The 26335-nt window shown below is 71.4% G+C and carries 24 protein-coding genes; 13 read left to right on the top strand and 11 right to left on the bottom strand.

All coding sequences use genetic code 11. The annotated features are described in order from the left end of the window. Positions 1 to 8: 8 nt before the first annotated feature. Positions 9 to 716 (top strand): YecA/YgfB family protein, encoded by a 708-nt coding sequence (locus P1K89_RS09715; RefSeq protein WP_284616172.1) that lies wholly within the window; start codon positions 9 to 11, stop codon positions 714 to 716. A 9-nt stretch (positions 717 to 725) separates the two neighbouring features. On the opposite strand, the gene P1K89_RS09710 is transcribed toward P1K89_RS09715, so the two are convergent. The 3 genes from P1K89_RS09710 to P1K89_RS09700 form a co-directional block, all read right to left on the bottom strand. Beyond that, positions 726 to 2024: an Hsp70 family protein gene (locus tag P1K89_RS09710; protein ID WP_284616171.1), complete on the bottom strand. Its 1299-nt coding sequence runs from the start codon at positions 2022 to 2024 to the stop codon at positions 726 to 728. Between the two features lie 127 nt (positions 2025 to 2151). Continuing rightward, complete coding sequence (locus tag P1K89_RS09705; protein ID WP_284616170.1) at positions 2152 to 3483, bottom strand: D-amino acid dehydrogenase; 1332 nt, start codon at positions 3481 to 3483, stop codon at positions 2152 to 2154. A gap of 29 nt (positions 3484 to 3512) precedes the next feature. Further along, positions 3513 to 4127 carry a LysE/ArgO family amino acid transporter gene (locus P1K89_RS09700; RefSeq protein WP_284616169.1) on the bottom strand — a complete coding sequence of 205 codons (615 nt, stop codon included), beginning with the start codon at positions 4125 to 4127 and terminating at the stop codon, positions 3513 to 3515. Positions 4128 to 4369: 242 nt separating this feature from the next. On the opposite strand from P1K89_RS09700, the gene prsT reads away from it, so the two are divergent. The 3 genes from prsT to P1K89_RS09685 all read left to right on the top strand — a co-directional run bounded on the left by prsT (position 4370) and on the right by P1K89_RS09685 (position 8525). Beyond that, entirely contained in the window at positions 4370 to 7150 is a 2781-nt protein-coding gene (gene prsT / locus P1K89_RS09695; protein WP_284616168.1) for an XrtA/PEP-CTERM system TPR-repeat protein PrsT, read from the top strand. Between the two features lie 179 nt (positions 7151 to 7329). Beyond that, entirely contained in the window at positions 7330 to 8139 is an 810-nt protein-coding gene (gene xdp1, locus P1K89_RS09690) for an exosortase-dependent surface protein XDP1 (RefSeq protein ID WP_284616167.1), read from the top strand. 173 nt (positions 8140 to 8312) lie between these two features. Beyond that, positions 8313 to 8525 carry a hypothetical protein gene (locus tag P1K89_RS09685; protein ID WP_284616166.1) on the top strand — a complete coding sequence of 71 codons (213 nt, stop codon included), beginning with the start codon at positions 8313 to 8315 and terminating at the stop codon, positions 8523 to 8525. Between the two features lie 56 nt (positions 8526 to 8581). Here the strand turns inward: P1K89_RS09685 and P1K89_RS09680 are convergent, their stop codons facing one another. The 3 genes from P1K89_RS09680 to P1K89_RS09670 all read right to left on the bottom strand — a co-directional run bounded on the left by P1K89_RS09680 (position 8582) and on the right by P1K89_RS09670 (position 11750). Next, entirely contained in the window at positions 8582 to 9004 is a 423-nt protein-coding gene (locus P1K89_RS09680; protein ID WP_284616165.1) for a universal stress protein, read from the bottom strand. Positions 9005 to 9033: 29 nt separating this feature from the next. Beyond that, positions 9034 to 9819 (bottom strand): metallophosphoesterase, encoded by a 786-nt coding sequence (locus P1K89_RS09675; protein WP_284616164.1) that lies wholly within the window; start codon positions 9817 to 9819, stop codon positions 9034 to 9036. Positions 9820 to 9884: 65 nt separating this feature from the next. Beyond that, positions 9885 to 11750, bottom strand: coding sequence for a phosphoenolpyruvate carboxykinase (GTP) (locus P1K89_RS09670; RefSeq protein WP_284616163.1), 1866 nt, complete (start codon positions 11748 to 11750; stop codon positions 9885 to 9887). A gap of 338 nt (positions 11751 to 12088) precedes the next feature. Here P1K89_RS09670 and P1K89_RS09665 point away from each other — a divergent pair, with 338 nt between their 5' ends. After that, positions 12089 to 12682: an MOSC domain-containing protein gene (locus P1K89_RS09665; RefSeq protein WP_284616162.1), complete on the top strand. Its 594-nt coding sequence runs from the start codon at positions 12089 to 12091 to the stop codon at positions 12680 to 12682. Between the two features lie 61 nt (positions 12683 to 12743). Beyond that, a complete protein-coding gene (locus P1K89_RS09660; RefSeq protein WP_284616161.1) occupies positions 12744 to 13943 on the top strand; it encodes a CaiB/BaiF CoA transferase family protein in 1200 nt (399 codons plus the stop codon). Between the two features lies 1 nt (position 13944). Here P1K89_RS09660 and P1K89_RS09655 read toward each other — a convergent pair whose 3' ends face one another. Continuing rightward, the gene (locus P1K89_RS09655; RefSeq protein WP_284616160.1) at positions 13945 to 14742 is read right to left on the bottom strand and encodes a helix-turn-helix domain-containing protein; all 798 of its coding nucleotides are present in this window, start codon (positions 14740 to 14742) and stop codon (positions 13945 to 13947) included. A 135-nt stretch (positions 14743 to 14877) separates the two neighbouring features. Between P1K89_RS09655 and P1K89_RS09650 the strand changes: the two genes are divergently transcribed. The 6 genes from P1K89_RS09650 (at position 14878) to P1K89_RS09625 (ending at position 20747) form a co-directional block, all read left to right on the top strand. Continuing rightward, positions 14878 to 16206, top strand: coding sequence for an amidohydrolase family protein (locus P1K89_RS09650; RefSeq protein ID WP_284616159.1), 1329 nt, complete (start codon positions 14878 to 14880; stop codon positions 16204 to 16206). Between the two features lie 103 nt (positions 16207 to 16309). Next, a complete protein-coding gene (locus tag P1K89_RS09645) occupies positions 16310 to 16774 on the top strand; it encodes a YiaA/YiaB family inner membrane protein (protein WP_284616158.1) in 465 nt (154 codons plus the stop codon). Between the two features lie 33 nt (positions 16775 to 16807). Next, the gene (locus P1K89_RS09640; RefSeq protein WP_284616157.1) at positions 16808 to 17230 is read left to right on the top strand and encodes a hypothetical protein; all 423 of its coding nucleotides are present in this window, start codon (positions 16808 to 16810) and stop codon (positions 17228 to 17230) included. Beyond that, positions 17227 to 18039: a DUF2145 domain-containing protein gene (locus P1K89_RS09635; RefSeq protein WP_284616156.1), complete on the top strand. Its 813-nt coding sequence runs from the start codon at positions 17227 to 17229 to the stop codon at positions 18037 to 18039. Before P1K89_RS09640 ends, P1K89_RS09635 begins: the two co-directional genes overlap by 4 nt. A 97-nt stretch (positions 18040 to 18136) precedes the next feature. After that, positions 18137 to 20026 carry an MFS transporter gene (locus P1K89_RS09630; protein WP_284616155.1) on the top strand — a complete coding sequence of 630 codons (1890 nt, stop codon included), beginning with the start codon at positions 18137 to 18139 and terminating at the stop codon, positions 20024 to 20026. Between the two features lie 46 nt (positions 20027 to 20072). Further along, positions 20073 to 20747 carry a CAAX prenyl protease-related protein gene (locus tag P1K89_RS09625; RefSeq protein ID WP_284616154.1) on the top strand — a complete coding sequence of 225 codons (675 nt, stop codon included), beginning with the start codon at positions 20073 to 20075 and terminating at the stop codon, positions 20745 to 20747. 67 nt (positions 20748 to 20814) lie between these two features. Here P1K89_RS09625 and P1K89_RS09620 read toward each other — a convergent pair whose 3' ends face one another. Together P1K89_RS09620 and P1K89_RS09615 are read right to left on the bottom strand one after the other, a co-directional pair. Then, positions 20815 to 21183, bottom strand: coding sequence for a DUF1850 domain-containing protein (locus P1K89_RS09620; protein WP_284616153.1), 369 nt, complete (start codon positions 21181 to 21183; stop codon positions 20815 to 20817). Positions 21184 to 21192: 9 nt separating this feature from the next. Beyond that, positions 21193 to 22155, bottom strand: coding sequence for a TAXI family TRAP transporter solute-binding subunit (locus P1K89_RS09615; RefSeq protein WP_284616152.1), 963 nt, complete (start codon positions 22153 to 22155; stop codon positions 21193 to 21195). Positions 22156 to 22284: 129 nt separating this feature from the next. On the opposite strand from P1K89_RS09615, the gene P1K89_RS09610 reads away from it, so the two are divergent. Continuing rightward, positions 22285 to 24288: an ATP-binding protein gene (locus tag P1K89_RS09610; RefSeq protein ID WP_284616151.1), complete on the top strand. Its 2004-nt coding sequence runs from the start codon at positions 22285 to 22287 to the stop codon at positions 24286 to 24288. Between the two features lie 16 nt (positions 24289 to 24304). Here the strand turns inward: P1K89_RS09610 and P1K89_RS09605 are convergent, their stop codons facing one another. Both P1K89_RS09605 and P1K89_RS09600 read right to left on the bottom strand, forming a co-directional pair. Then, positions 24305 to 24835 carry a hypothetical protein gene (locus tag P1K89_RS09605; protein ID WP_284616150.1) on the bottom strand — a complete coding sequence of 177 codons (531 nt, stop codon included), beginning with the start codon at positions 24833 to 24835 and terminating at the stop codon, positions 24305 to 24307. 6 nt (positions 24836 to 24841) lie between these two features. Continuing rightward, positions 24842 to 26308, bottom strand: coding sequence for a DEAD/DEAH box helicase (locus tag P1K89_RS09600; RefSeq protein WP_284616149.1), 1467 nt, complete (start codon positions 26306 to 26308; stop codon positions 24842 to 24844). Positions 26309 to 26335: the final 27 nt, after the last annotated feature.

Here is a 26335-nt window from a genome sequence, read left to right as displayed (position 1 = left end):
ATCCGGCCATGAGTACCCGTCGCCCTGCCGCGCCGCCACTGCACAAGCCGCCGCAGCGCCGTCCACCGCCGCCGGCCGCCGGCGGCGAGGGCCCGCTGTCCGAGGCCGAGCTCGGCGAGCTCGAATCGATGCTCGACGGCCTGCCCGCCAGCCACGACGCGCTCGACGTGACGATGGTCGACGGTTACCTCTGCGGTGTGCTGCTGCAGCCCAAGCCGGTGCCCGAGGGCCAGTGGCTGCCGCCGGTGATCGACCTCGACGGCAAGCCCGCGCCGGCAGGCCTCCCGATCGACCGCCTCGCCGCGCTGCTGCGCCGCCGCCATGCCGAGCTGAACCGCGCCATCGAGCGCCGCGACTGGTTCGATCCCTGGGTCTGGGAGCTCGACGCCGAGACCAGCCCGTCGGAGACGGTGCTGCCATGGGTGGCCGGGTTCGCGGCCGCGCTCGACACCTTCGTCTCGCTGGTGCAGCGCCACGAGGACGACATCATCGAGCCGCTGGCGACGCTGTACCGTCACTTCGATCCCGAGGATCTCGAAGATGCCGATGCGCTGCTCGCCGAGATCGAGACGCTGGAGCTGCCGGTCGATCTGCCGGAGGCGGTCGAGGACCTGGTGCGCAGCGTGCTGCTGATCGCCGATGTGTCGCGGCCGCGCGCTGCGGCAGCGCCGCGGGCGTCGAAACCGCCGCCGCGCCGCGGCCCGCCGCGACGCTGACTTCGTGCGCTAGGCGAAGATCCGCCGCGCGTGCACGCCGAGGCCCTGCGCGACGCTGGCGAAGCGGTCGCCGCGCATCACCTTCGCGGCCGGGAAGCGCGCGGCGATGCGGTCGGCCAGCGGCTTGAAGCCGGTCGAGCCGCCGGTGAAGTACAGCGCGTCGATGCGGCCGGCGGGCAGCTGCGCCTGCGTCAGCGTATCGACCGCCGCCGTCACGATGCGCTCGAGGTCGGCCTCCAGCGCGGCGACGGTCGCCGCCTCGTCGATCGACGCTTCGAGGCCCGGCTCGATGAGGTCGAGGTCGATGCGCGTCGCGCCGCCTTCGGCCACCGCGATCTTCGCGGCCTCCGCGCGTGCGATCAGCGCATGGCCGAGGTGCGCCTCGACCACCGCCATCAGGCGGCGGTGCTGCTGCAGATCGGCATAGAAGGTCTTCATGCGCGCGAGCTCGCGCACCCGCGCCGGTGCGTAGACGGTGTTGATCAGGTGCCAGGTCGCGAGGTCGAAGTAGACCTTGCTCGGCACCTCGCGGCCGGTCGGGCCGGTGCCGCGGTAGCCGCAGACCGGCAGGATGCGCGCGAGCTCGATGTGGCGGTCGAAGTCGGTGCCGGCGATGTGCACGCCGTGGTTGCCGAGGATGTCGTCGCGTCGCTCGACGCGCCGGCGCCGTTCGGGTCCGACGCGCACCAGCGAGAAGTCGGAGGTGCCGCCGCCGATGTCGGCCACCAGCACCAGCTCTTCGTGGTCGATGGTGGTCTCGTAGTCCAGCGCCGCGGCGATCGGCTCGAACTGGAAGGCGATGTCGCGGAAGCCGACATCGTGTGCCGCGCGCGCCAGTGCCGCCTGCGCCGCGGCGTCGCGGGCCGGCTCGTCGTCGACGAAGAAGACCGGCCGGCCGAGCACGGCGCGCGACAGCGGCGCGCCGGCCTGGGCTTCGGCCAGCGACTTCAGGTGCCGCAGGTAGCCCGACACGACATCCAGGTATCGCACCGAGTGGCCGGCGCCGACCTCGGTCGCCTGGTCCGCCAGCGTGGAGCCGAGGATGCTCTTCATCGAGCGCATCAACCGGCCCTCGTGGCCCTCGACGTAGGTGGCCACCGCCGCGCGGCCGTAGTGGCGGTGCGGCTGCTCGTGCGGCGCGAGGCCTTCGACGCCGTAGAACACCGCGGTGGGCATCGTGCGCTGGCCGGGTTCGAGCTCGACCAGCTCGACGCCGCCACCGCTGGCCGCCGGCAGCGCGATCGCCGAGTTCGACGTGCCGAAGTCGATGGCGCAGAAGTTGGCAGCGGCCGGGTTCGAGCGGGACATGGTGCAAGGGCGACAGCCCGGGTCCGCGAGGACGCCGGGCTGTCGGGCGGTTTTCTGGGGGGCGCGATTCTAGCGATGCGCGTGGAGGACGGGCGCCGGCGCGTTGGGGCGGCCCGGCGGCGCCGGGTCAGCCGCGCGAACCTTGCGGCGCCGGCACCACGACACGCGGCCGCGCCGCCGGCAGCGAATCGCCGCCGCAATAGGCGTAGTTCAGCGCCGGGCGCTTGCCGCTGATCAGCTCGGCCAGGGCCTGGCCGGAGCCGGCGCCGTGCGTCCACCCGAGCGTGCCGTGGCCGGTGTTGAGCCACAGGTTGGCGATCTTGCTGCGGCCGATGTAGGGCAGGTTGCTCGGCGTGCTCGGGCGCAGGCCGGTCCAGAAGTTCGGCTCGCGGGTATCGGCGACGCCGGGGAACAGCTCCTCGTAGCGCTGCACCAGCGCGGCGCAGCGCTTGCGTGCGGTCGACCCGTCGAGACCCAGGTCGTACCCCGCGAGCTCGGCGGTGCCGGCGATGCGCACCGTGTCGCCCAGGCGCGAGATCGCCAGCTTGCGCGTGTCGTCGAGCAGGCTGACGACGCTGGCGTCGTCGGGGCGCTTGAGCTTCAGCGTCGCCGAGTAGCCCTTGGCCGGGTAGACGTTCAGCCAGATGCCGAGCGGGCGCAGCAGCGGCGCGCTGAACGAGCCGAGCGCGGTGACGTAGTGGTCGCCGCGCACAGTCTGCGTGCTGCCATGGCGCAGGTGGCGCACCTGCACGCCGCTGACCAGGCCACCGGCACGCTCGAAGCCGTCGATCGCCGTCTCGTGCAGGAAGGTCGCGCCGCGCTCGCGGCACAGGGCGGCCAGGCGCTGCGTGAAGATGCGCGCGTCGCCGGATTCGTCGCTGGGCGTGAAGGTGCCGCCGAAGATGCGGTCGCCGAAGGTGCGCAGCGCCGGCTCGACCGCGAGCACCTCGTCGCGGTTCAGCACGCGGCGGTCGACGCCGTGGCGGCGCATCAGCTCGGCGGCGTCGGCGCCGCTGTCGAAGTCGGCCTGCGACGAGAAGAAGTGCAGGATGCCGCGCTCCAGGCGCTCGTACTCGATGCCGGTCTGCGCGACCAAGGCTTTCAGCGACTCGTGGCTGTAGCGGCCCAGCGCGACCAGCTGCCTGACGTTGCGCTCGAAGGCGGCGTCGGTGCACTGGGTCAGGAAGGACAGGCCCCAGCGCCACTGGTGCGGATCCAGCTTCGGCCGGAACAGCAGCGGCGAGTCGTCGCGCAGCAGCCACCTGGCGACCTTCAGCGGGGCGCCCGCGTTGGCCCACGGCTCGCAGAAGCTGACCGAGATCTGCGCGCCGTTGGCGAAGCTGGTTTCCAGCGCGGCATCGGGCTGGCGGTCGATCACGGTGACCTGGTGGCCCTGCTGCAGCAGGTGCCAGGCGGTGGACACGCCGATGATGCCGGCGCCGAGGACGATGACTTTCATGGGAAGGGTCTGTAGAGGAGGAATGGACTTCAGGTGCGCAGCAGTTGCACCGCGGTGGCGGCCATCACCAGCGCGATGACCGCATCGATCACCCGCCAGACACCGGGCCGCGCGAGCTTCGGGGCCAGCGCCGCGGCGCCGTAACCGAGCGCGGCGAACCACATCAGCGAGGCCAGACCGGCGCCGATCGCGAAGGCCTGCTTCGAGGCGAGCTCGAAACCGGCCGCGGCGGCGCCGAGCAGCACGACGGTGTCGAGGTAGACATGCGGGTTGAGCCAGGTGACCGCGGCCGCCGTGGCCAGCGTGCCGGCCAGCGGCACACGCGCGCCGCTGTCGATCAGTGCGGCATCGCTTCGCCACGCGCGTTGCGCCGCGCGCCAGGCATACCAGGCGAGGAAAGCGGCGCCGATCCAGCGCAGCGCGAGCGTGGCGGTCGGCGAGCCGGCCACCAGCGCGCCGAGGCCGAAGACACCGAGCGCGGTCAGCAGCCAGTCCGACAGCGCGCACAACATCACCACCGGACCCACATGCGAGCGCAGCAGGCCCTGGCGCAACACATAAGCGTTCTGCGCGCCGATCGCGACGATCAGGCCGGCCATCATCAACCAGCCCTGCAGCAGCGGCAGCGATGCTGCGGCGTTCATCGGCGGAGGGCGGCAGGGCGGGGCATGGGGGCGGATTCTTGCGATGCGTCGGCCCATTGAGTAGCGTTCTTAATGAAATTACGTGTTCATCGCATTTGCTAATAGAGGCGACCGCGTGACGTCGGTCACCGCATCGGCGCGCGTTCCCCGCATCGGCGGGGAGTGCAGTCGCGGCCGCCTCTCGTAGCATCGCGCCCGTGCAAAAACCGACCCGTGCTTTCATTGCCCGCGGGCGCTCGGCCTTGGCCGGCGCCCTGATCGCGCTGCTGCCGTTGCTGGCCACGGCGGCCGATCCGGCGCAGGCCGCGAAGCTCTACGAGGACGCGCTCGGCCGCTACCAGAAGAACGACCTGTCGGGCGCGGTGATCCAGCTGCGCAACGCGTTGCAGGCGGACAAGAACAACCTCGCGGTGCAGATGCTGCTGGCCAAGGTGCTGTCGGCCCAGGGGGATGCCCGGGGCGCCGAAGTCGCCTACCTGGAGGCCCTGCGCCTGGGCGTCAACCGCGCCGAGGTGATCCCGGGGCTCGCCCGCGCGCTGGTCGCGCAGGCCAAGCATGCGCAGCTGTTCGAGCATGAACGTTTCGATGTCAACGGCCTGCCGCCGGCGGTCAAGCTGGAGATGCTGCTGCTGCGCGCCAGCGCGTCGGCCGACCTGGGCGATACCAAGGCGGCGTTCGCCGCGGTCGAGCAGGCACGGGCGCTGCAGCCCGGCAACGTCGAGGTCTGGCTGACCGAGGTGCCGCTGCGCATCCGCGCGCGCCAGTTCCGCGAGGCGCAAGCCGCGGTGGAGCAGGCGCTGAAGCTGGCTCCGAACGCCGCCAACGCGTGGTACCAGAAGGGCTCCGTGGCGCATGTGATGGGCGATCGCGCCGCCGCCTTCGCCGCGTACGACCGCACGTTGGCGCTGGATCCGTCCCACGTCGAAGGCTTGATCGCCCGCGCGGGCCTGTCGATGGACGCCGGCAAGCTGACCGAGGCCGCCAAGGATGTCGCCGAGCTGCGCCGCATCGCGCCCACCGAGGCCCGCGGCCTGTACCTGCGCGCGCTGCTCGCCGAGCGCGACGGCGACGCCGTCGGCGCCCGCGCCGCGCTGCGCGAGATCACCGCTTTGCTCGAGCCGGTGCCGTTCGATTTCCTGCGCTACCGGCCGCAGTTGCTGATGCTGGCGGGGCTGGCCCAGTTCGGGCTCGGCGAACGCGAGAAGGCCAAGCCGTTCCTCGACGCATTCCACCGCCAGCAGCCGGGCAGCCCGGTGGCGAAGCTGCTGGCGCAGCTGCATGTCGCCGAAGGCCAGCCCGAACTGGCGCTCGAGGTGCTGGACACCTACCTGCGTCAGCAGCCGAACGACGGCCAGGCGCTGGCGCTGAAGGCCTCGGTGCTGATGGTGCAGGGCCGGCACGCGAAGGCGACAGCGCTGATGCAGGAGTCCCTGCGGCAGAAGGACTCGCCGACGCTGCGCTCGGTGCTGGGCATGAGCATGATCGGCGGCGGCCAGGCGGGCAACGCGTTGGCCGAGCTCGAACGCGCCTACAAGGCGGACCCGAAGCAGACGCAGGCCGGCATGGCGCTGGTCAACCTGTACCTGCGGGCGCAGCAGACCGCCAAGGCGAAAGCGGTGGCCGAAGCGCTCGTGCGCCAGCGGCCGGCGAACCCGGGCTTCCACAACCTGCTCGGCATGGCGAAAGCGCAGGGCGGCGACAGCGCCGGGGCGATCGCGTCGTACAACCAGGCCATCAAGCTCGACGACAAGTTCGTCGGCGCCAAGCTGAACCTGGCGCGCCTGGAGATCGCCGCGAAGTCCTACGACGCGGCTGCGGCGCGGCTGACGGCGCTGCAGAAGAGCGACGAGACCAACATCGACATCCTGCTCGAGCTCGCGTTGCTGGCCGATCGCCGCGGCCAGTTCGCGGATGCCCAGCGCTGGCTCGAGAAGGCCGTCGACCATGCCGGTCCGCGTGAGCTGCGGCCGGGCCTCGGCCTCACCGAGTTCCACCTGCGCCGCGCCAATCCGCAGGCGGCGCTGGCCGCGGCACGCGCACTGACCGCCAAGCTGCCCGACGAGCTGGCGGTGCAGCTGGCCCTGGCACGTGCGCAACTGGCCGCCGGCGACTCGACGAACGCCCGCGCGACGTTGTCGAACGCCACCCGCACGGCCACCTACGACGCCGCGGTGCAGGTCGAGGTGGCCTTGCTGCAGATGGCGGCGGGCAATCCGGGCGGCGCCGCCTACAACCTGCAGAAGGCCTTCGCGGACAAACCCGACTTCCTGCCCGCGCACGTGCTGATGACCGAGGTCGAGATCCGCCAGAACGAGCCGGCGAAAGCCGAGGCGCGCGCGCGCCAGATCGTGCAGAAGTTCCCGCAGCGCGCCATCGGCCATACGCTGCTCGGCGATGTTTCGGCGTCGCGGGGCCAAACCGCGGCGGCGATCGACGCGTACCGCAAGGCCCACCAGACCGAGCCCTCCACCGACACGCTGCTGCGCCTTTACAACGCGCTCTACGCCCAGGGTGGGGACCGCCAGCCGGCGTTGCAGCTGGCCGAGCAGTGGCTGAAGTCGCGTCCGCAGGATCGCCAGGTGCGCCGGCTGCTGTCCGACAGCTACGCGAGGCTGGGCCGTTACCCCGCCGCCAAGCAGTCGTACGAAGCCTTCCTGAAGCTGGTGCCGGACGATCCGGAAGCCCTGAACAACCTGGCCAATGTGCTGCTGCGCATGAAGGACCCGGGCGCGCAGAAGGTGGCGGAGCAGGCGCTCGCCCGCAGTGCCAGCTCGCCGCCCGCGCTGGACACGGCCGGCTGGGCCGCGCACCTCGCCGGCCAGCAGGATCGCGCGCTGCAGCTGCTGCGCGACGCGCGCCTGCGGGATCCGGGCAACGCCGAGATTCGCTACCACCTGGCCGCCGTGCTGGCGGCGACCGGCCGGCGTACCGAAGCCCGGGACGAACTGGAAGCGGCCTTGAAGGATCGGCGCCAGCTGGAGAGCAGCGCAGCGGCCGAGGACCTGCTGCGATCACTCAAGTAGGGGCTGTACAGCCAGCGGGCGGGCGTCGAGAATTTTTACGAATGTGGGGGTCTGGTGCCCCCTAGAAACTGCAAGTCATTGATCTGAAAAGCAGTTTTTGATCGGCACCAAGTTTGCTAACCGTGACCGATCATTGCCGGCGGAGCAGGCGGCAAGAACGACTTGATAAGGAATCACCGATGAACTTCACCGTTGTCCGCAAGCTCGCCAGCGCAGCGCTGGTCGTGCTGGGTGCCGGTCTGGCCACCTCGGCCCAGGCGACCTGGAACTTCAGCAGCGGCTGCACCCAGAACGCTGCCAATTCGGGCAATTACGGGAACAGCTACGCCTGCGGCGGCGACGCCAGCGGCGTGAATGCCACCGCGACGGCGTGGTCCACGACGCGCAACGCGGCCGGCACCGTCAACAACATGAGTGGCGGCACCAACTGGACCACGGCCAACCTCGCGATGTACAGCGGCAGCGGCTTCGGCGTCAGGAACCAGTACGAGACCCTGGGCACCGGTTCGCCGAACCACTCGATGGACAGCTACAACAACACCACCGATGCGGTGCTGTTGAGCTTCGACAGCAGCGTGATCCTCAGTGATGTCGGCATCGGCTGGTACAACTCCGATTCCGACATCACCGTGATGCGCTGGACCGGCGCCTCCGCCCCGACTCTGACCGGCGCGGCGGCCGACCTCGACACCGTCAGCGGCTGGGAACTCGTCGGCAGCTATTCCGACCTGCATGCGAACGGGTACACCGCCGCGATCAACCCCGACGACAAGGCGTCGTCGTGGTGGCTGATCAGCGCCTACAACAACACCTACGGCGGGCAGAGCTGGTCGACCAACAACGACTACGTGAAGCTGCTGTCGGTTTCGGGTGTCAAGTGCACGTACAACTGCGGCCCGGATCAGGGTGTGCCGGAACCCGCTTCGCTGGCCCTCGTGGCCCTGGCGCTGGTCGCCGGCCAGGCGACGCGCCGCCGCAAGCAGCGCTGATTCGCCGCGCCGACAAGCGCGCAACCCAAGGGGCTGGCAGTTGCCAGCCCTTTTGTTTTTTGGCTGAATCGGTGCGCGACAACGAAGTGCACCGCGCTCGCCCCCCTTTTCGTCCCACCGCGCGACGATGACCGACACCACACTCGTGCAACAGGATGTTGTCGGAGTCGGACATGCCGGATGCGTTGAACCCCTCGCTGCTGCAGCGCTTGATGCGCCCGCGGCGCGCGCGTGCGCAGCCCGACCCGGCCGAGATGGGGACCGCCTTCGGGCTCGAGTACGTGCTCGGGCAGGCGGGGTCGCCGGCGGACGGCGCCGACGGCTTGCCCCACGAGCCGGCGCTGCCCTGGTGGCAGCGCTGGGGCGGACAGAGAACCGCGCGCTGACGCGCTGACGGGCTTCCAGGCCGGCGGGCTTGGGCCGCGAGCGCGGGCCCGCCCGCTCAGCGAATGATCAGCACCGGCGTCTGACAGTGCGCCATCACCTTCGTCGACACCGAGCCCAGCACCAGCTTGCCCAGCGTGCCGTGGCCGTGCGAGCCCATCATCAGCAGGTCGTAGCGACCCTCGTTGGCCACGTCGGCGATCACGTCGCCCGCCGGTCCCACCTTGCCGAGGTAGTCGGCCGGCACCTGGTGCTGCTCGAGGAAGCCGCGTATCGGCGCGAACACCTTTTCCGCCTCCTCGGCGTAGTGCTCCTTGAGCAGCTGGCGGTCCAGGGCCGCGGCGGCCCGGGAGGGCACCGCCGGCGCCACGTGCAGCACCGTGTAGGCATGCTTCGCGCCGAGCCAGTCGCCGTGTTCGACGATGTAGGCCAGGATGCGCTGGGTGAACGGGCTGCCGTCGACGGCGACGAGGATCTTCATGCGGGGGCTCCCCGGGGCTGCGAAGGCCGTCAGTGTGGCACCAGCTCGATCAGCTTGGTCGCGTCGTAGCCTCGATCCTCGCCCTTGCGCTGGAGGCCGACGGCCTGGCAGACCACCCGCGAGGGCGCGCGGCCCGGGCGCTCGACGAGGTAATCGTGCCGGCAGTGCAGGTGGCCGTGCAGCCACAGGTCGGCCAGCGGGATCAGCGGATCGTCGGCGTTGCAGAAGCTCGCCGTACCGGGCTGGCTGCCGAAGCGCGGGTCACCACTGCGCAAGCTCGGGCCAAAGTGAGTGATCACCACTGTGGCGTCGTAGGAGCCATCGGGCGGGGCGTTCAGGGTCGCCGCCAACCAGGCGCGGCAATCGAGCGACTCCGCACGCAGCCGGTCGGCATCGAGCACCTCGCCGCCGATCGTCGAGCCCATCAGGCGCAGGAAGTACCCGGCGGCGCGCATCGCCTGCGGGCGCCGGGCCTCGCCAAAGAGGTCGAAATCGGACCAGCGGATGGTGCCGACGAAGCGCACGCGCTGGCCGCCGGAATCGGTCAGCAACAGGGTCTCGCGTTCGAGCAGCCGGATGCCGCAGCCGTCGCAGCGCTGGCGCAGGGCCGGCCAGGCGTCGTCGAACTCGCGGCCGTCGAACTCGTGGTTGCCGGCCACCGCGATCACCGGCACCGGCCAGCCCTTGAAACGATCGAACGCGTCCCAGGTCGCGTCGATGTCTCCGGCCAGCACCAGCAGCTCGGCGCCGGGGACCGGCTCCGGGTCGAAGGCCTCGGTCTCGAGGTGCAGGTCGGAAAGAAGTTGCAGCCGCATGATGAAAGACGGGGCGGCCGAATCGATCGGCCGCCCCGGGGCAGTCTAGCGGTCAGGCTGGACGATCAGCGGTCGAGCCGGCGCTCCAGCACCGCCTTGATCTCCAGGAGCTCGTCGGGCAGGCGGCCGGACAGCTGCGCGAACAGCTCGCCGTGCAGCGTGAGCTCGTGCTTCCACGCGGCGTGCTCGACGGTGATCACCGTTTGGTACTGCGCCCGCGTGAAGTCGAGGCCGGTCCAGTTCAGGTCCTCGTGGCGCGGGCTGAGGCCGAACAGGCTCTCGGTGCCACCCGCATCGCCGTCGACGCGTTCGAGCATCCACTTCAGCACGCGCATGTTCTCGCCGTAGCCCGGCCAGACGAACTTGCCGTCCTCGCCCTTGCGGAACCAGTTGACGCAGAAGATCTTCGGCAGCTGCGCGCCCTGCGCCTGCAGCGTCGCGCCGACCTGCAGCCAGTGGCCGAAGTAGGCGCCCATGTGGTAGCCGATGAAGGGCAGCATCGCGAACGGGTCGCGGCGCACCACGCCTTGCGCGCCGGCGGCGGCGGCGGTGGTCTCGGAGCCCATCGTTGCGGCCATGTAGACGCCTTCGGCCCAGCTGCGGGCCTCGGTCACCAGCGGCACGGTCGTCGAGCGGCGGCCGCCGAAGATGAAGGCGTCGATCGCCACGCCGGCCGGCGAGTCCCATTGCGGGTCGAGCACCGGGTTGTTCGTCGCGGCGACGGTGAAACGGGCGTTCGGGTGCGCGGCCTTGGCGCCGGTTTCCTTGGCGATCGCCGGTGTCCAGTCCTTGCCCTGCCAGTCGATCAGGTGCGCCGGCGGCTCGTCCGTCATGCCTTCCCACCAGACGTCGCCGTCGTCGGTCAGCGCGACGTTGGTGAAGATCACGTCGCGCTGCAGCGAATCCATGCAGTTCGGATTCGTCTTGCGGTTGGTGCCCGGAGCGACGCCGAAGTAGCCGGCTTCGGGGTTGATCGCGCGCAGCTGGCCGTTCGCATCGGGCTTGATCCACGCGATGTCGTCGCCGATCGTCGTGACCTTCCAGCCCTCGAAGCCGGCCGGCGGCACCAGCATCGCGAAATTGGTCTTGCCGCAGGCGCTCGGGAAGGCGGCGGCGACGTGGTACTTGCGCCCTTCGGGGGAGGTGACGCCGAGGATCAGCATGTGCTCGGCCAGCCAGCCCTGGTCGCGGCCCATGGTGGAGGCGATGCGCAGCGCGAAGCACTTCTTGCCCAGCAGCGCGTTGCCGCCGTAGCCCGAGCCGTAGCTCCAGATCTCGCGCGTCTCGGGGTAGTGCACGATGTACTTGGTCTGGTTGCACGGCCACGCGACATCGCGCTGGCCCGGCACCAGCGGCGCGCCGACGGTGTGCACGCAGGGCACGAAGTCGCCGTCCTCGCCGAGCACGTCGAACACCGCGCGGCCCATGCGGGTCATGATGCGCATGTTCACCGCGACGTACGGGCTGTCGGACAGCTCGACGCCGATGTGCGCGATGGGCGAGCCGATCGGGCCCATCGAGAACGGCACCACGTACATCGTGCGGCCGCGCATGCAGCCGCGGAACAGCGCATCGGCGCCGGTCTGCAGCTTGTCGCGCATCTCGTCGGGCGCGACCCAGTTGTTGGTCGGGCCGGCGTCCTCTTCGTACTCGCTGCAGATGAAGGTGCGGTCCTCGACGCGCGCGACGTCGCTCGGGTCGCTCAGCGCCAGGTAGCTGTTCGGGCGCAGCTCGGCGTTCAGGCGTCGGAAGGTGCCGGCGTCGACGAGGCGCTGGCAGAGCCGGTCGTACTCGACCTCGGACCCATCGCACCAGTAGACGTCCGCGGCTTCGGTCAGCGCGGCAATCTCGGCCACCCAGGACACCAGGCGGGCGTGTTTCACGTAGGCCGGCACGTTCAGGCGCAGGCCTTCCATCACGGGCTTGTTCATCGAAGGTCCAATCATCGGATGTCAGGAAACGGGATTGGTGCAGCCTCGCCGGTGAGTGGAAGGGGCTGGACCAATGCCGCTCGGAGAGCGGGCCCGAAGAAATGGGTGGGATCGGGAGGGCAAGAGGGGTGCCGCGGAACCGTCGTGAGGTTTCAGCGGGTTACGGCGCATCCCTGGGGGTGGGGTCTCCGTGCCAGAGGGAAACGCATTGTCGGACCAGTGTAATGGGGTGGTAATCACCGGGCCCCGGGGGGTCATGCGAGTTCCGCATGACTTGATGCACGGAAACCGGCCTCCGGCGGCCGCTACGATGCACGCTCTGCTCGCCGACCCTTGCCATGACGAATGCCCTGCGCTTGCTCAGCGTCAATCGCGCGCTGGCCACCCCGATGCTGATCAACGGCCAGGCGGTGCTGACCGGCATCCGCAAGTGCGCCGTCGACGGCCCGGTGGCGGTGCGGGCGCTGGGGCTGGAAGGGGACGAGCAGGCCGATCCCAGCGTGCACGGCGGTCTGGCGAAAGCCGTCTACGCCTACCCGCAGGCGCACTATGCGTTCTGGCAGACGGTGCGCGCGCAGGCCCGCGCCGCGGCGCCGGGCGAGGCGCTGGCACCCGGCGCGATGGGCGAGAACCTGACGATCGAGGGCCTGGCCGAGGACCGGCTGTGGATCGGCGACCGGTTGCTCCTGCCCGACTGCGTGCTCGCCGTCAGCGAGCCGCGCTTCCCGTGCTTCAAGTTCAACGCGACGATGGGCTTCAACCAGGCCGCGAAGCTGATGGCGCAGTCGGGTTACTGCGGCAGCTACCTGGCGGTGATCACGCCCGGCACCGTGGCGGCCGGCCAGGTGATCGAGCTGGCGCCCGGCCCGCGGGAGGTCAACCTGCGCGAGCTGTTCATGGCGCGCATGGCGAAGGCCAAGGTCGCCGGCTGACGCGGCGGCCGGCCGTGCCGGCCGCGCTGCGCGCCGGGTGCGGCGCTACAGTGCGCGCGCCATGAACGACGCCAATCTGCCGCCCGCCGGCCCCCTGGCCGGCCTGAAGGTGCTCGAGCTCGGCCAGCTGATCGCCGGCCCCTTCGCCGGCAAGACGCTCGGCGACTTCGGCGCCGACGTCATCAAGATCGAGCCCCCGGGCGACGGCGACCCCCTGCGCAAGTGGCGCCTGCTGCACCAGGGCACCAGCGTCTGGTGGCAGGTGCAGAGCCGCAACAAGCGCAGTGTCGTGCTCGACCTGCGCACCGACGAGGGCCGCGCCGACGTGCGCCGCCTGGCCGCCGAGGCCGACGTGCTGATCGAGAACTTCAAGCCCGGCACGATGGAGAAGTGGGGCCTGGGCTACGACGTGCTCTCGGCCGACAACCCGGGCCTGGTCATGCTGCGCATCAGCGGCTACGGCCAGACCGGGCCCTACCGCGACCTGCCGGGCTTCGCCGTCGTCGCCGAGGCGATGGGCGGCCTGCGCCACCTGATGGGCGAGCCGGGGCGACCGCCGGTGCGTGCCGGCGTCAGCCTGGGCGATACGCTGGCGGCGCTGCATGGGGTGATCGGCGTGCTGCTGGCGCTGGAGGCCCGGCGCAAGAGCGTCGATGCGCTGGCGCCCAAAGGACGCGGCCAGGTGGTCGACGTGGCGCTGTTCGAAGCGGTCTTCAACTGCATGGAGAGCCTGCTGCCGGAGTACAGCGCGTTCGGCACCGTTCGTCAGCCGGCTGGTTCGGCGCTGCCCGGCATCGCACCGTCGAACGCCTACCGCTGTGCCGACGGCCAGGTGGTGATCGGCGGCAACGGCGATTCGATCTTCAAGCGGCTGATGCAGGCGATCGGCCGCGACGAGCTGGCCGCCGATCCGGGGCTGGCCGACAACGCGCAGCGTGCCGGACGCGCCGAAGAGCTCGACGCGGCCATCACCGCATGGACCGTTCAGCGGCCGGTGGCCGAGGTCGTCGAGCGCCTGCAGGCGGCCAGCGTGCCGGTCGGCCGCATCTACACGGTGGCCGACATCGCGGCCGATGCGCACTACCGCGCGCGCGGCATGCTCGAACGCATCGTCACTGCCGAGGGCCTGGCGCTCGACGTGCCCGGCATCGTGCCGAAGCTCAGCGCGACCCCGGGCGCGATCCGGCACCTCGCGCCGGCGCTGGGCGCCCACACCGATGCGGTGCTCGGCGCGATCACGCGCCCGGCGCCGAAGCCCTGAGTCAGGAACTGCGCCGGCCGCCGACGAACTGGCGCACCGCGAAACCCGCCGGTGCCGGCTCGTTCGGCTCGCGCTTCAGGTCGCGGAAGGCGGCGAACAGCCACGAGCGCATGCCGATCATCAGCGTGTAGGGCCGCTTCTGGTCCGGCGGCAGCTTCTGGTCGGCGAGGTGCTGCTGCGCGAAGTCCTGCGCCACGCGCTGCAGCCGCTCGTTGAACAGCGCCGCCAGGCTGCGGCCGATCTGGCCGTGCACCAGCATCAGCAGCTCGCCTTCGCCGTCGAAGCCGCCGCTGTAGTAGTCGCCGACCACCCTCTGGCGGAAGTACTGCATCACCGGCCCGTCCGGCCGCCAGCGGAAGGTCTTGTCCAGCTGCAGCCGGTAGCGGTTCATCGGCCGCAACTCGATGACGCCCAGGCGGTCGAGCTGCGCGAAGCGGGCAATCGCCTCCGCCTCGCTGACCGTGTAGGTGGCGACGATCTGCTCCATCGTCCACTGGCTCAGCACGCAGATCGCGCACAGCAGCAGCTTCGGATCGGCGACGACCGCCGCTTCCTGCTCCATCGTCAGCTCGCGACGCAGCGTCTTCGACGCGGCGACCTGGCGCGACAGCTCGGCGAAGTCGGTCTTCAGCACGCGGCAGATGTCGTCGATGCGCGTCAGCGGCATGTCGCCCTTGGCGAACATACGCTTGATGCTCGATTCGGCGAGGTCCAGCTCGCGCGCCAGCGCCGCGTAGGTGATGCCGGCGGTCTTCAGCTCGGCCTTGAGGACGTTGATCAGCGCTTGGGTGGTCGACATGGTCGCGCACGGTAGCACCAACGGATACCGCCGGGCCGACGCGCGTCATCCAGGCATCGAGAGGCTGGCCTGCGCAGGCCGGCCATCGCAGCATCGCGGCCCGTTGCCCACCCTTGCCGACAGGCCGCCCCCCCGATGCGAACGAACCCTCATCCGAACCGGCGCCATGTGCTGGGCTGCTGTGCCGCCGCGGCCGCCGGCCTCTTCAGCAGCCTGCTCGCGGACGACAGCGCGGCTGCGCCGACGCTGCGGGCCATGCCACCGACGCTGGCGCCGCCGCCACCACCGACGCCGAAACCCGCGCTCCCGGCCGCCGTCGACGACCTGCTCGCGCGTTGCTTCGACGGCCTCGACCCCGCCGCGCTGTGGGACGCGCACGCCCACCTGCTCGGCGTCGGCGATGCCGGCAGCGGCTGCCGCATCCACGAGCACCTGACGCAGTGGTGGCACCCGGTCGAATACGTCCGGCGCCGCGTGATCCTCGGCGCATCTGGCGTCGACGAGGCCGCACCGTCGATCGACCGCGCCTACCTCGACCGGTTGCGCGCGCTGGTGCGCGACTTTCCCGCCGGCGCGCGCTGGCTGCTGTATGCCTTCGACGATGCGCACGACGATCGCGGCCGCATCCGGCCCGACTGGAGCACCTTCCACGTGCCCGATGCCTATGCCGCGTCGATCGCCGGCGCCGAGCCGGACCGCTTCGCCTGGGTCGCATCGATCCACCCCTATCGCGAGGACGCCGCCGAATGCCTGCAGCGGGCGCTCGCCGGTGGCGCGCTGGCGATCAAGTGGCTGCCGAGCGCGATGAACATCGACCTGCGCGATCCGCGCTCGCTGGCCTTCTGCGAGCGCCTCGCCGCCGCCGACCTGCCGCTGATCGTGCACTGCGGCGAGGAGCACGCGGTGCCCGGCGCCGGCCGCGACGAGCTCGGCAACCCGCTGCACCTGCGCGCGCCGCTGGAGCGCGGCGTGCGCGTGATCGCCGCGCACTGCGCGTCGCTCGGCCAGGCGCGGGACCTGGACGCCCCGCGGCTGCGCGAGCGCCCGGCTTTCGAGCTCTTCGCGCGCCTGATGGACGAGCCGGCGTGGCGCGGCCGGCTGCTCGGCGACGTCTCGGCGATGTTCCAGCGCAACCGCAGCGCCTCGGTGTGGCGCGCGGTGCTCGAGCGCAGCGACTGGCACGGGCGCCTGCTGCACGGCTCGGACTACCCGCTGCCGGGCATCGGCCCGCTGTACTCGCTCACCGCGCTGGTGCGCGCGCAGCTGCTCGATCCGGCGCTGCTGCCGCCGCTGAACGCACTGCGCGCGCGCAACCCGCTGCTGTTCGACTTCGCGCTGAAGCGCTGCCTGCGCGTGGGCGGGGCGGGCCGCGCGGCGGGCTCGGGGCTGTCGCCCGCGGTCTTCGACACCCGCGCGCACCTGGCCCGTCCGGTATCAAAGGTATCGCCGGACGGTACCGCTTGATTCATTGGCTGCAACCGCGTGTCCCGCCATTGCACCGGCGCGGCCCAGCCGCCACCATGCGCCCCGTGTTCAACAACCGGCGTAGCGAATCAGCACGCTGACCATGACCCCCTCCAACACCCCGCTCATCCGTCGCGACACCTCGGCCTGGCGCCTGCAGGTCTGGCTCTCGTTCGGCATCGCCGTGTCGCTGTGCGCGATCGGCCTGTCGTATCTGCCGGGCGACGACATCGACCGTGCGTTCATGGTGATGGGCTATGTGTTCTGTCTGTCGACCGCCTTCGCGCTCGCCAAGTTCGTGCGCGACAACCAGCACCGGCCGGTCGACACGCCGATGTGGAAGCTGGTCGTCTGGGCCGGCTTCTTCTTCGCGATGGCGCTGACCGGCTGGGGGCTGTACCGCATGGACATCCAGCCGGTGTGGAAGGCCTACCTGCTGGTGTGCTGGCTGTTCCTGATCTCGCAGGTCTTCACGCTGGCCAAGACGTTGCGCGACGCGCACGACGCCGACCTCCTCGAAGCGCGCCTGGCCGGCCGCCGCGAGTCGAGCGAAGCGCCGATGGCCTGACCTTTCAACGAACGCATCAAGGACCTCCCGATCATGAGCAAGACCCTCTACCTGCGCACGCTGTGCGCCAGCGCCGCCGCCGCGGCCCTGATGACCTTCGCCAGCCTGCCTGCGCAGGCCCACAACAACGCGGCGTCCGAACTCAGCGCGATCTCGCTGCTGCCGGTGGCCGTGGTGGTCGCGGCGCCGGCGGCCCTGCTGTCCGGCGGCGCGATGCTGACAGTTGCCGCCGTCGAGGTCTCGGCCGAAGGCACCGTGTGGGTGCTCGAGCGCGCCTCCGACGGCGCGCGCGCGTCGGTCAAGCTCGCCGGCCAGTCGGCGATGGCGGTCGGCACCGGCCTGACGGTCACCGCGCTGAGCGCCGGCTGGCTGCTGTCGGCCGGCTCGCAGGCGATCGCCTTCATCCCCAACGAGATCGGCGCCTCGCTGCTCTACAACGAGCGGGTCACGCGATGAAGCGCCGCCGTCTGTTCGGGGTTGGGCTGGCCGCGGCCGGCCTGATCGCCACCGCCGCCGCCACGCTGCCGACGGCGGCGCAGGCCGGCCGGCCCTGCGAGCAGAAGCCGGCCGAAGCGGCCAGCGTCGAGCGCGGCATGACGCTCGCCGCGTCCACCGCGAAGGCGCTGGATGCCAGCGGCGCCGAGGTGCTGATCCTGGCGCGTGCCGGCCAGGACCTCGGCAAGTACGGGCTGAAGTACTCGCACCTGGGCTTCGTCTACCGCGAGACCGTCAACGGCAAGCCGGCCTGGCGGGTCATGCACAAGCTCAACCACTGCGGCACCGCCGACGCGGCGCTGTACCGCCAGGGCCTGGGCGAATTCTTCCTCGACAACCCGCACCGCTACGAGGCCGCCTTCGTCGTGCTGGCGCCCGAGCTGCAGGCGAAGCTGCTGCCGGTGCTGAAGGACAACGTGCGCGTCGCCGCGTTGAACGAGCGCCGCTACAACATGGTGGCCTACCCCTGGTCCACGCGTTACCAGCAGAGCAACCAGTGGGCGCTGGAGACGCTGGCCGCCACGGCCGCGAACACCCGCGACCGCGACACCGCGCAGGCCTGGCTGGTGGTCAAGGCCTACCAGCCGACGGTGCTGAAACTCGGCGCCTTCACCCGCCTGGGCGCCCGGGCGACCGCCGCGAACATCGCCTTCGACGACCACCCGAACGAGAAGCGATTCGCCGATCGCATCGAAACCGTCACGGTCGACTCGGTCTTCGAGTGGCTGCAGCGCAGTGGCCTGGGCTCGGCCCCGGTGACCGTGCGCTGATCCGCCGCTACAGTCGCTGCGCAACGGACGGCATGCTCGCGGCGTGCCGCCGACCGGCCCCGGACCCCGGGGCCTTCTGAACAACGAGGGAACCGCGTTGAGCCATCCGGACCACCCGAACCAGTTCGCGCTGCTGGGGCAGCGCCGCTTCGCGCCCTTCTTCTGGACCCAGTTCCTCGGCGCCGGCAACGACAACCTGTTCAAGTTCGCGTTCACCGTGATGGTGACCTACCAGCTGCAGGTCAGCTGGCTGCCGCCGGAGCAGGCCGGGCTGGTGATCGGCGCGGTCTTCATCCTGCCCTTCCTGCTGTTCTCGGCCACCAGCGGGCAACTGACCGACAAGTACGACAAGACCGCGGTGATCCGCTTCGTGAAGAACCTCGAGGTCGGCATCATGCTGCTCGCGGCGCTCGGCTTCATGACGCGCAATGTCCCCGTGCTGCTGGCCTGCGTGTTCCTGATGGGCCTGCACTCGACGCTGTTCGGCCCGGTCAAGTTCGCCTACCTGCCGCAGCACCTGAACGAGCGCGAGCTCACCGGCGGCAACGGCATGGTCGAGATGGGCACCTTCGTGGCCATCCTGCTCGGCAACGTCGCCGGCGGCCTGCTGGTCGCGCTGCCGGGCATCGGTGGGAACCTGGTGGCCATCGCCTGCGTCGGCGCCGCGGTGCTGGGCCGGCTGACCGCGCAGTACGTGCCGCCGACGCCGGCCACCGACCCGGGCCTGCAGATCAACTGGAATCCCGTCACCGAGACGATCCGCAACCTGAAGCTCGCGCACGGCAACATCGTCGTCTTCCGCTCGCTGCTGGGCATCAGCTGGATGTGGTTCTTCGGGGCCGTGTTCCTGTCGAGCTTCCCGTCGTTCGCGAAGAACGTGCTGCATGGCGACGAGCAGGTCGCGTCGCTGCTGCTGGTGGTGTTCTCGATCGGCATCGGCGTCGGCTCGCTGCTGTGCGAGGTGCTGTCCAAGCGGCATGTCGAGATCGGCCTGGTGCCCGCCGGCGCGATCGGCATGAGCGTGTTCGCGATCGACCTGTACTTCGCCTCGCGCGGCCTGCCCTCGGTGCCCACGCAGGGCCTGGCCACCTTCCTCGCGCAGGGCGCGCACTGGCGCGTGATGACCGACCTCGCGCTGCTGAGCCTCTTCGCCGGCCTGTACAGCGTGCCGATGTACGCGCTGATCCAACTGCGCAGCGCGCCCTCGCACCGCGCACGCATCATCGCGGCGAACAACATCCTCAACGCGCTGTTCATGATCGTCAGCGCGCTGGCCGCCGGCGCGCTGCTGGGCGCGGGCTTCACGATCCCCGAGGTCTTCCTGTTCACCGCGATCGCCAACGCGGTCGTCGCCGCCTACATCTTCCTGTTGGTGCCGGAATACCTGCTGCGCTTCATCGCCTTCATCACGACGCGGCTGGTCTACCGCTTCCGCGTGCGCGGCGACGACAACATCCCGGTCGAAGGCGCGGCGATCCTGGTCGCCAACCACGTCAGCTTCGTCGACGCGATCGTGCTGATGGCGGCCAGCCCGCGGCCGATCCGCTTCATCATGGACCACCGCATCTTCCGCGTCCCGGTGCTGGGCTGGCTGTTCCGGCTGGCCAAGGCGATCCCGATCGCCTCGCAGAAGGAAGACCCGAAGACCTACGCCGCCGCGTTCGCCGCCGCCGACCAGGTGCTGGCCGAAGGCGACCTGCTTTGCATCTTCCCCGAGGGCGGCATCACCCGCGACGGCAGCCTGCAGGAGTTCAAGGGCGGCATCATGAAGATCCTCGAGCGCCGCCCGGTGCCGGTGGTGCCGGTGGCGCTGCAGAACCTGTGGGGCTCGTACTTCTCGCGCATCGAGAACGGCACCGCGATGATCCGGCCGTTCCGGCGCGGCTTCTGGAGCCCGGTCGGCCTGGTGGCCGGTGAAGCGGTGCCCGCGGCGCAGGTCAGCCCGGCGCTGCTGCGCACGCGGGTCCAGGCGCTGCTGACCGCCTGAGCATGCGCGAGGGCAGCCGGCCGCGATTCACGAAGGGGCGCGTGACATGACGCTGTCGCGCGCCGCGCTGCTGCGCATCGCTCCGTTCGCCGCCTTCATGGGGCTGCTCGCGCTGCGCGGCGCCGCGCCGACGGATGGGTCCTGGGGCTTCGATGCGCGCTGGCTCTACGCGCTGAACTTGGTCGTCGTCGGCGGCCTGCTGCTGTGGTGGTGGCGCGAGTACGGCGAGCTGTCGCGCCCGAACGCACCCACCGTGCGCGAGGCGGCCCTCGCCGTCGCCGTCGGCCTCGGGGTCTTCGTCGCCTGGATCCTGCTCGACGCGCCGTGGATGCGCCTCGGCGAGCCCAGCGCGCCCTTCCATGCGCTCGGCGCCGACGGCCGGTTCGACCTCGGCCTCGTCGCGGTGCGCTGGCTCGGCGCGACGCTGGTGGTGCCGGTGATGGAGGAGCTGTTCTGGCGCTCCTTCCTGATGCGCTGGTTCGAGCGGCCGGTCTTCGAGGGCGTCGACCCGCGGGCCGTCGGCGCCCGGGCCGTCGTGCTGTCGACATTCGTCTTCGTGCTGGTGCACCCGCTGTGGCTGGCCGCGGTCGTCGCCGGGCTGGCCTACGCGCTGCTCTACCGGGCCACCGGCAGGCTGTGGACCGCGGTCATCGCGCATGCGGTGACCAACGGGGTGCTCGGCCTCTACGTGGTGAGCACCGGCCGCTGGGACTTCTGGTAGCGGCGCCGCGCTGCAGCACGCGCTCGATCGCCCGCGGCCCGCGCGGTGGCCCGGCGATCCCGTGCCGCTAGCAGGCGCGCAGCACGAGCGGCTGGTCGAAGGCACCCGGCAGCGCGGCCAGCGCCGCGCAGCCGCCGTGCCAGCACAGCCGGTAGCCGGCCGACGAGCCCGCGTTGGCCAGCTGCAGCGCCGGCAGCGTCGTCGCTTCGGGTTCGAAGACCCACCAGCCGTCGCCTGTCCAGCGCGTCTGTGGCGGCAGCGCGATGCCGGCACCGAGGCCCCGGCCACGCACCTCCTGCAAGCGCAGTCCCGAGGACATCGCGTGATAGGTCTCGACCAGCGCCACCCGCTCGACGCTGTGCGTCCACTGCAGTTGCACCGGCGCCGGCACGCGCAGCAGCAGCGTGCCGGCCACCAGCGCGACGCAGACGTCCATCGCCCGTGATCAGGGCAGCAGCCCGATCTCGCGGAAGTAGCGTTCGGCGCCCGCATGCAGCGCGATCGGCCGGCTCTGCAGCGCACGTTCGCGCTGGATCTCGCGTGCCGCCGGGTGTGCCGAGCGCAGCTCCGGCAGGTTCGCGTAGAGCGCCTTGATCGCCGCGTGCACCTGCGGCGCCGGCACCTCGCTGTGCGTGACGAGGAAGTTGATCAGCGCCGCGGTGGCGACCGGCCGCTCCTGCCCGGCGTAGGTGCGCGCCGGGATCACCGCCGGCGCGAATACGCCGGCGGACCGCGCGACGAGCTCCGGCGGCAGCGGCACGATCTCGACCTCGACGGTGTCGGCGAGGTCGGCCACCGCCTTGACGCCGAGGCCCGCGGAGACGATCAGCGCGTCGATCTGGCCGTCGCGCATCAGCGCCATCGCGTCGTTGTACGGCACGTAGTCGACGCGCCGCAGGTCCGCATAGCTCATGCCGGCGGCGCCCAGCAGCACGCGTGCGTTCAGCTCGTTGCCGCTGCGCAGCGCGCCCACCGAGACACGCTTGCCGCGCAGGTCGGCCACCGAGCGCACCTTGGCGGCGCGCGCGGCCACCAGGTGCAGATAATTCGGAAACAGCGCGGCCACCATGCGCAGCTTGTCGCGCGAGCTCGGGAAGCCGGCCTCGGCGTTGCCCTTGAAGGCGTCGGACATCACGTCGCCCTGGCCGAAGGCGAAGCTGCCGCGCCGCTGCTGCAGCAGGTTGAAGTTCTCGACCGAGGCCTGCGTCGCCTGCACCGTGACGCGCGCGCCTGGGATCGTGCGCTCCCAGATGCGCGCCAGCGCGATGCCCAGCGGGTAGTACACGCCGCCGGTGTTGCCGGTGAGCATGACGATCTCGTTGTCGCCCTGCGCGGCCAGCGGCGGCAGCGCCAACGCCAGCAGGCCGCCGGAGGCGAATCGGATCGCGGAACGTCGCGCGTTGCGCATGGTTCACCCTCCTGTCGTCGCGCGACCGATTGCGCTAGGCTGTGGCCGCAGGTGCTGATCCGGCAGGCGCCGCCGGCACGAGATCCAGGGAGCACGGCGCCGCCGTTCGGGTGACGGGGTACGCGGTCGATGCTCACTCGTCTGTCGATCAGGGTCAAGGTGCTGCTCGCGCCGTTGATCGTGATGCTGCTGTGCATCGCGGTTTCCGCCGGGTCGATTGCGCTGCTGCGGGCGCAGGGGGCGGCGTTCCGCGAAGTCATCGGCGGGGCCTTCGACACCGCGACCACCACCAGCCGCGTGTCGCTGACCGTGGCCGGCGTGCAGTCCGACCTGATCCGCCATATCGAGATCACCAGCCGCCAGCCGGATGCCGAGGCGGTGGCCGAGTTGCGCGCCAGCCTGCCGCGCCGGCTCGACCAGGTCGAGGCGATGCTGCAGAGCATCGAGACCAACGCCACCTCGATCGAGCCCGACCTGCTGCAGGCGATCCGCGAGCTGCTGGCCGTCTACCGCATCGTCGCCACCCGCCTGCTGCAGGCAACGCAGGGGCCGCAGGCCAACCCGATGCAGGTGTCCAGCCTGATGGCGCACTACAGCCAGCTCGACGCCTACCTCGGCCGCCTGTCGGAGATCAGCGTGCGCGCGGCCAAGGAGCGCCAGGCGCGCACCGAGAGCTTCGTCGCCCGCTCGGTCGACGTGATGCTGGCGGCGGTGGCCGCGAGCCTCGTGCTCGGGCTGATCGCCACCTGGCTGATCGGCCGCGCCATCGCCGAGCCGCTGACCGGGATGACCCGCGTGATGCAGCGCCTCGCGCAGGGCGAGTACGACATCCGCGTGCCGGCGATGGAGCGGCGCGACGAAGTCGGCTCGATGGCCGCGGCGGTGGAGGTGTTCCGGCTCGCCAGCCTGCAGCTGCGCCAGCACGAGGCCGAGCTGGCGCAGATGGTCGAGCACCTGGCGGTGATGCGCGACCAGGCCGCCGAGGCGAGCCGCGCGAAGAGCGACTTCCTCGCCAGCATGAGCCACGAGCTGCGCACGCCGCTGAACGCGGTGCTCGGCTACGCGCAGATCCTGCAATGGGACAGCGGGCTGACGCCGCGCCAGACCACCGGCCTGGCGACCATCGAGCAGGCCGGCCAGCATCTGCTGGGGCTGATCGACGAGATCCTCGACCTCGCGAAGGTCGAGGCCGGCAAGGTCGACCTGCATCCGGCGCCGGTCGAGCTGATGCCCTTCCTCGAGGGCCTGGTCAACATCAGCCGCGTGCGCGTCGAGCAGAAGGGCGTGGCCTTCGAGTTCGTGACCGAGGGGCCGCTGCCGCACACGGTGCTGGTCGACGAGCGGCGCCTGCGCCAGGTGCTGCTGAACCTGCTGGGCAATGCCGCGAAGTTCACCGATGCGGGCCGCGTGCGCCTGCAGGTGCACGCCGAGACGGCCGCGGCGGCCGACGGCGAGCCGCCGGCGATGGCGCTGCGCTTCGAGGTGCACGACAGCGGCATCGGCATCGGCGCCGCCGACCTGGCCTTGCTGTTCCAGCCGTTCCAGCAAGTGGGCGAGCAGCAGCGGCGGCGCGGCGGCACGGGCCTGGGCCTGGCGATCAGCCGCCAGCTGGTGCGCCACATGGGCGGCGACATCACCGTCGCCAGCACGCCGGGCCAGGGCAGCTGCTTCGCCTTCACGCTGCGGCTGCCGGTGCTCGCCGCGCCGGCGCGGCCGGCATCGACGCGCGTCGTCACCGGCTACGAGGGGCCACGCAAGATGGTGCTGGTGGTCGACGACGTCGCGCAGAACCGCATGGTGCTGGCGGACATGCTGCGGCCGCTGGGTTTCCGCGTCGAGGAAGCCGAGGACGGCGAGCACGGCCTGGCGCAGGCGCTCGCGCTGCGGCCGGACATCGTGCTGATGGACAACGTGATGCCGGTGCTCGACGGCCTGGAGGCGACACGCCGCCTGCGCCGCCTGCCGGGGCTGGAGCGCCTGCCGGTGATCTCGATCTCGGCCAGTGCCGCCGGCGACGGCGAAGCGCGCGCGCTGGCCTCCGGCGCCAACGCCTTCCTGACCAAACCTTTCCGCGCCGACGAACTGCTGGGGCTGCTGGCCCGCCACCTGTCGATCACGCTCGTGCAGCGCTAGACCTGCCGCCTCGTCGTCAATCGACGGCGGTCACTCGCCAGCGCTGCCAGCGCCGCTTCAGCCCCCGCTTGATCACGCGGCCGGCGCGCCAGGCCCAGGAGGCGCGGATGCGGGCGAGCACGCCTTCCTTCCACGCCGTCCAGCGTTCGTAGAGGGCAGCGAACCAGGCCAGCCGCATCAGCGCCGGGCGGGTCAACACGAACAGGCGCGCGACCAGCGCGGTGCCGATGATCTTCGCGCCGACGATCACGCCGACGCCGGCCATCGCCTGGCCCTGGGCGATCAGCCACAGCGCCAGCAGCTTGACCGGCAGCAGCAGCAGCGAGGGCAGCAGGAAGAGCGCCAGCGCGGCCCACGGCGGCAGCCGCGCGATGCCCGCTTCGAGCTGGCGCAGCAGCGGCAGCCGGCCGACCCAGGCGAGCGCGCGCTGCAGCGGCTCCCAGCCCCATTCCTCGAACAGGATGACGAGGCCGAGCAGCGCGCTGCCGGCCACGCGCAGCCAATGCAGCAGCGTCGCGAGCGGGCCCGTGCGCTGCGGCGTGGCCATCGTCGATCAGCCGGCGGCGTTCAGCGCCGCTTCGGCGGCCAGCAGGTAGCGCTGCAGCCGCGCGCCCTGCAGGAAGCCCTCGCGGCCGCCTTCGACCGGGCCGCAGGGCACGTCGGCGCGCAGCGCCAGCGTGTCGAACAGGCCGGCGTCGAGGCTGGCATCGGCGACGAGGTGGACGCACTGCCCCGGCGTCGCTTGCGGTCGCCAGGGCGTGCCGATGCGCACCACCAGGTCGACCGCCGGCAGCGCGGTGCCGTCGAGCACCAGCGCGAGCCGGCCGGCGACGCCGAGGCGGCGTTCGAGCTGCGTGCGATCGGCCGCCGTCGGGCAGACCAGCGCGATGCGCAGCCCGGGTGTCGTGCGCAGCTCGCCGAGCAGGTCCTGCAGCGCGGTGAGCGTCGCTTCGGCCAGCGGGCTGTCGGCCTGGCCCGGTTCGGCGCGGTGGCAGGCCACGCGCGCGGCCTGCAGCGCGACCCCGAGCTGCCACTGCTCGGCATCGGACAGCCGGCCGCTGCGGCGCCAGCCGGCGAGCCGCGCGCGGGCGTCGGCCAGCGCGCGGTCGTGCGCGGCGCGCTGCGGCGCCTCCATGGTCAGCACCCGCTCGCTTTGAACGCTATCGGGCAGCTGCGCCGCGACCTCGCGCCGGCGCCGGCGCAGCAGCAGCGTCTGCAGCCCGTCGTCGAGCGCCGCCGCGCCGTGCTGCACCAGCCGGGCCAGAGGCCCCTGGCGGTGGCAATCGAGGAAGCGCACCAGCGCGTCGAGCAGCGCCGGCTGCGCCGACAGGTCGGCGCCGCAGAGCACCAGCGCGAACGGCGCGTCGATCGCCTCCCATCGCTCGAGCCGCTGCGGTTCGTCGATCAGCACCAGGTCGGGCGTCCAGCCGTCGGCGAGCTCGTCGCCAATGCGCAGCTCGAGGTCGGTCTCGCGCACGAAGCGCGCCCACTCCCGCTGCCAGCTCAGGCGGCGCGCCGGCGCGCAGCGCAGCAGCACCCGGCGCACGCCGGCATGGCGGTGCAGCAGCACGGCGGCGGCCAGCGCCTGCACCGTCTTGCCGAGGCCGCGTTCGTCGGCGATCAGCGCGCGGCCGGCGCAGGTGGCGAAGAGCGCACCTTCAGCCTGGAACGGCGCCAGCGGAGCCCGCAGCAGCGCCTGCAATGCCGGGCTCGTCGGGCCTTCCGGGTAGCTGGTTTCGAGCTGGTGCAGCCGGTGGCGGGCATCGCGGGAATGCGCGAGCTGCAGCCACGCGGCCGGTTCGACCTGCAGCGCATGGCCGGCTTCGTCGGCCAGGCGCAGCAGCGTCGGCAGGGCGTCGTCGTCATCGGCGGGCAGGAAGCCGTCGGCATCGGCATGTTCGGCGGCCGCCTCGTGCAGCGTGTCCGGGCAGCCGGCGCCGGCGACCCAGCGCAGCCGGCGTTCATCGCCGTCGACCAGGTGCACCACGCTGTACGGCAGCAGCGGCGCGGCAGGCGCCACCGGTGCGGGAGGGGCATCGACCGCGGC

Origin of the sequence: Aquabacterium humicola, assembly GCF_030167915.1 — a bacterium.
In the GTDB taxonomy this organism is placed as follows: Bacteria; Pseudomonadota; Gammaproteobacteria; order Burkholderiales; family Burkholderiaceae_C; genus Pseudaquabacterium; species Pseudaquabacterium humicola.
This window is presented reverse-complemented; position numbering and strand designations above follow the sequence as displayed.

Bases quoted from the DNA above. Each gene is read 5' to 3' on its own strand.
- P1K89_RS09650 (WP_284616159.1), top strand. From the start codon at position 14,878: ATGCGAACGAACCCTCATCCGAACCGGCGCCATGTGCTGGGCTGCTGT.
- P1K89_RS09665 (WP_284616162.1), top strand. From the start codon at position 12,089: ATGACGAATGCCCTGCGCTTGCTCAGCGTCAATCGCGCGCTGGCCACC.
- xdp1 (WP_284616167.1), top strand. From the start codon at position 7,330: ATGAACTTCACCGTTGTCCGCAAGCTCGCCAGCGCAGCGCTGGTCGTG.
- P1K89_RS09660 (WP_284616161.1), top strand. From the start codon at position 12,744: ATGAACGACGCCAATCTGCCGCCCGCCGGCCCCCTGGCCGGCCTGAAG.
- P1K89_RS09610 (WP_284616151.1), top strand. From the start codon at position 22,285: ATGCTCACTCGTCTGTCGATCAGGGTCAAGGTGCTGCTCGCGCCGTTG.
- P1K89_RS09645 (WP_284616158.1), top strand. From the start codon at position 16,310: ATGACCCCCTCCAACACCCCGCTCATCCGTCGCGACACCTCGGCCTGG.
- P1K89_RS09700 (WP_284616169.1), bottom strand. From the start codon at position 4,127: ATGAACGCCGCAGCATCGCTGCCGCTGCTGCAGGGCTGGTTGATGATG.
- P1K89_RS09675 (WP_284616164.1), bottom strand. From the start codon at position 9,819: ATGCGGCTGCAACTTCTTTCCGACCTGCACCTCGAGACCGAGGCCTTC.
- P1K89_RS09625 (WP_284616154.1), top strand. From the start codon at position 20,073: ATGACGCTGTCGCGCGCCGCGCTGCTGCGCATCGCTCCGTTCGCCGCC.
- P1K89_RS09620 (WP_284616153.1), bottom strand. From the start codon at position 21,183: ATGGACGTCTGCGTCGCGCTGGTGGCCGGCACGCTGCTGCTGCGCGTG.
- P1K89_RS09715 (WP_284616172.1), top strand. From the start codon at position 9: ATGAGTACCCGTCGCCCTGCCGCGCCGCCACTGCACAAGCCGCCGCAG.
- P1K89_RS09710 (WP_284616171.1), bottom strand. From the start codon at position 2,024: ATGTCCCGCTCGAACCCGGCCGCTGCCAACTTCTGCGCCATCGACTTC.
- P1K89_RS09635 (WP_284616156.1), top strand. From the start codon at position 17,227: ATGAAGCGCCGCCGTCTGTTCGGGGTTGGGCTGGCCGCGGCCGGCCTG.
- P1K89_RS09670 (WP_284616163.1), bottom strand. From the start codon at position 11,750: ATGAACAAGCCCGTGATGGAAGGCCTGCGCCTGAACGTGCCGGCCTAC.
- P1K89_RS09615 (WP_284616152.1), bottom strand. From the start codon at position 22,155: ATGCGCAACGCGCGACGTTCCGCGATCCGATTCGCCTCCGGCGGCCTG.
- P1K89_RS09680 (WP_284616165.1), bottom strand. From the start codon at position 9,004: ATGAAGATCCTCGTCGCCGTCGACGGCAGCCCGTTCACCCAGCGCATC.
- P1K89_RS09605 (WP_284616150.1), bottom strand. From the start codon at position 24,835: ATGGCCACGCCGCAGCGCACGGGCCCGCTCGCGACGCTGCTGCATTGG.
- P1K89_RS09640 (WP_284616157.1), top strand. From the start codon at position 16,808: ATGAGCAAGACCCTCTACCTGCGCACGCTGTGCGCCAGCGCCGCCGCC.
- P1K89_RS09655 (WP_284616160.1), bottom strand. From the start codon at position 14,742: ATGTCGACCACCCAAGCGCTGATCAACGTCCTCAAGGCCGAGCTGAAG.
- P1K89_RS09685 (WP_284616166.1), top strand. From the start codon at position 8,313: ATGCCGGATGCGTTGAACCCCTCGCTGCTGCAGCGCTTGATGCGCCCG.
- P1K89_RS09705 (WP_284616170.1), bottom strand. From the start codon at position 3,483: ATGAAAGTCATCGTCCTCGGCGCCGGCATCATCGGCGTGTCCACCGCC.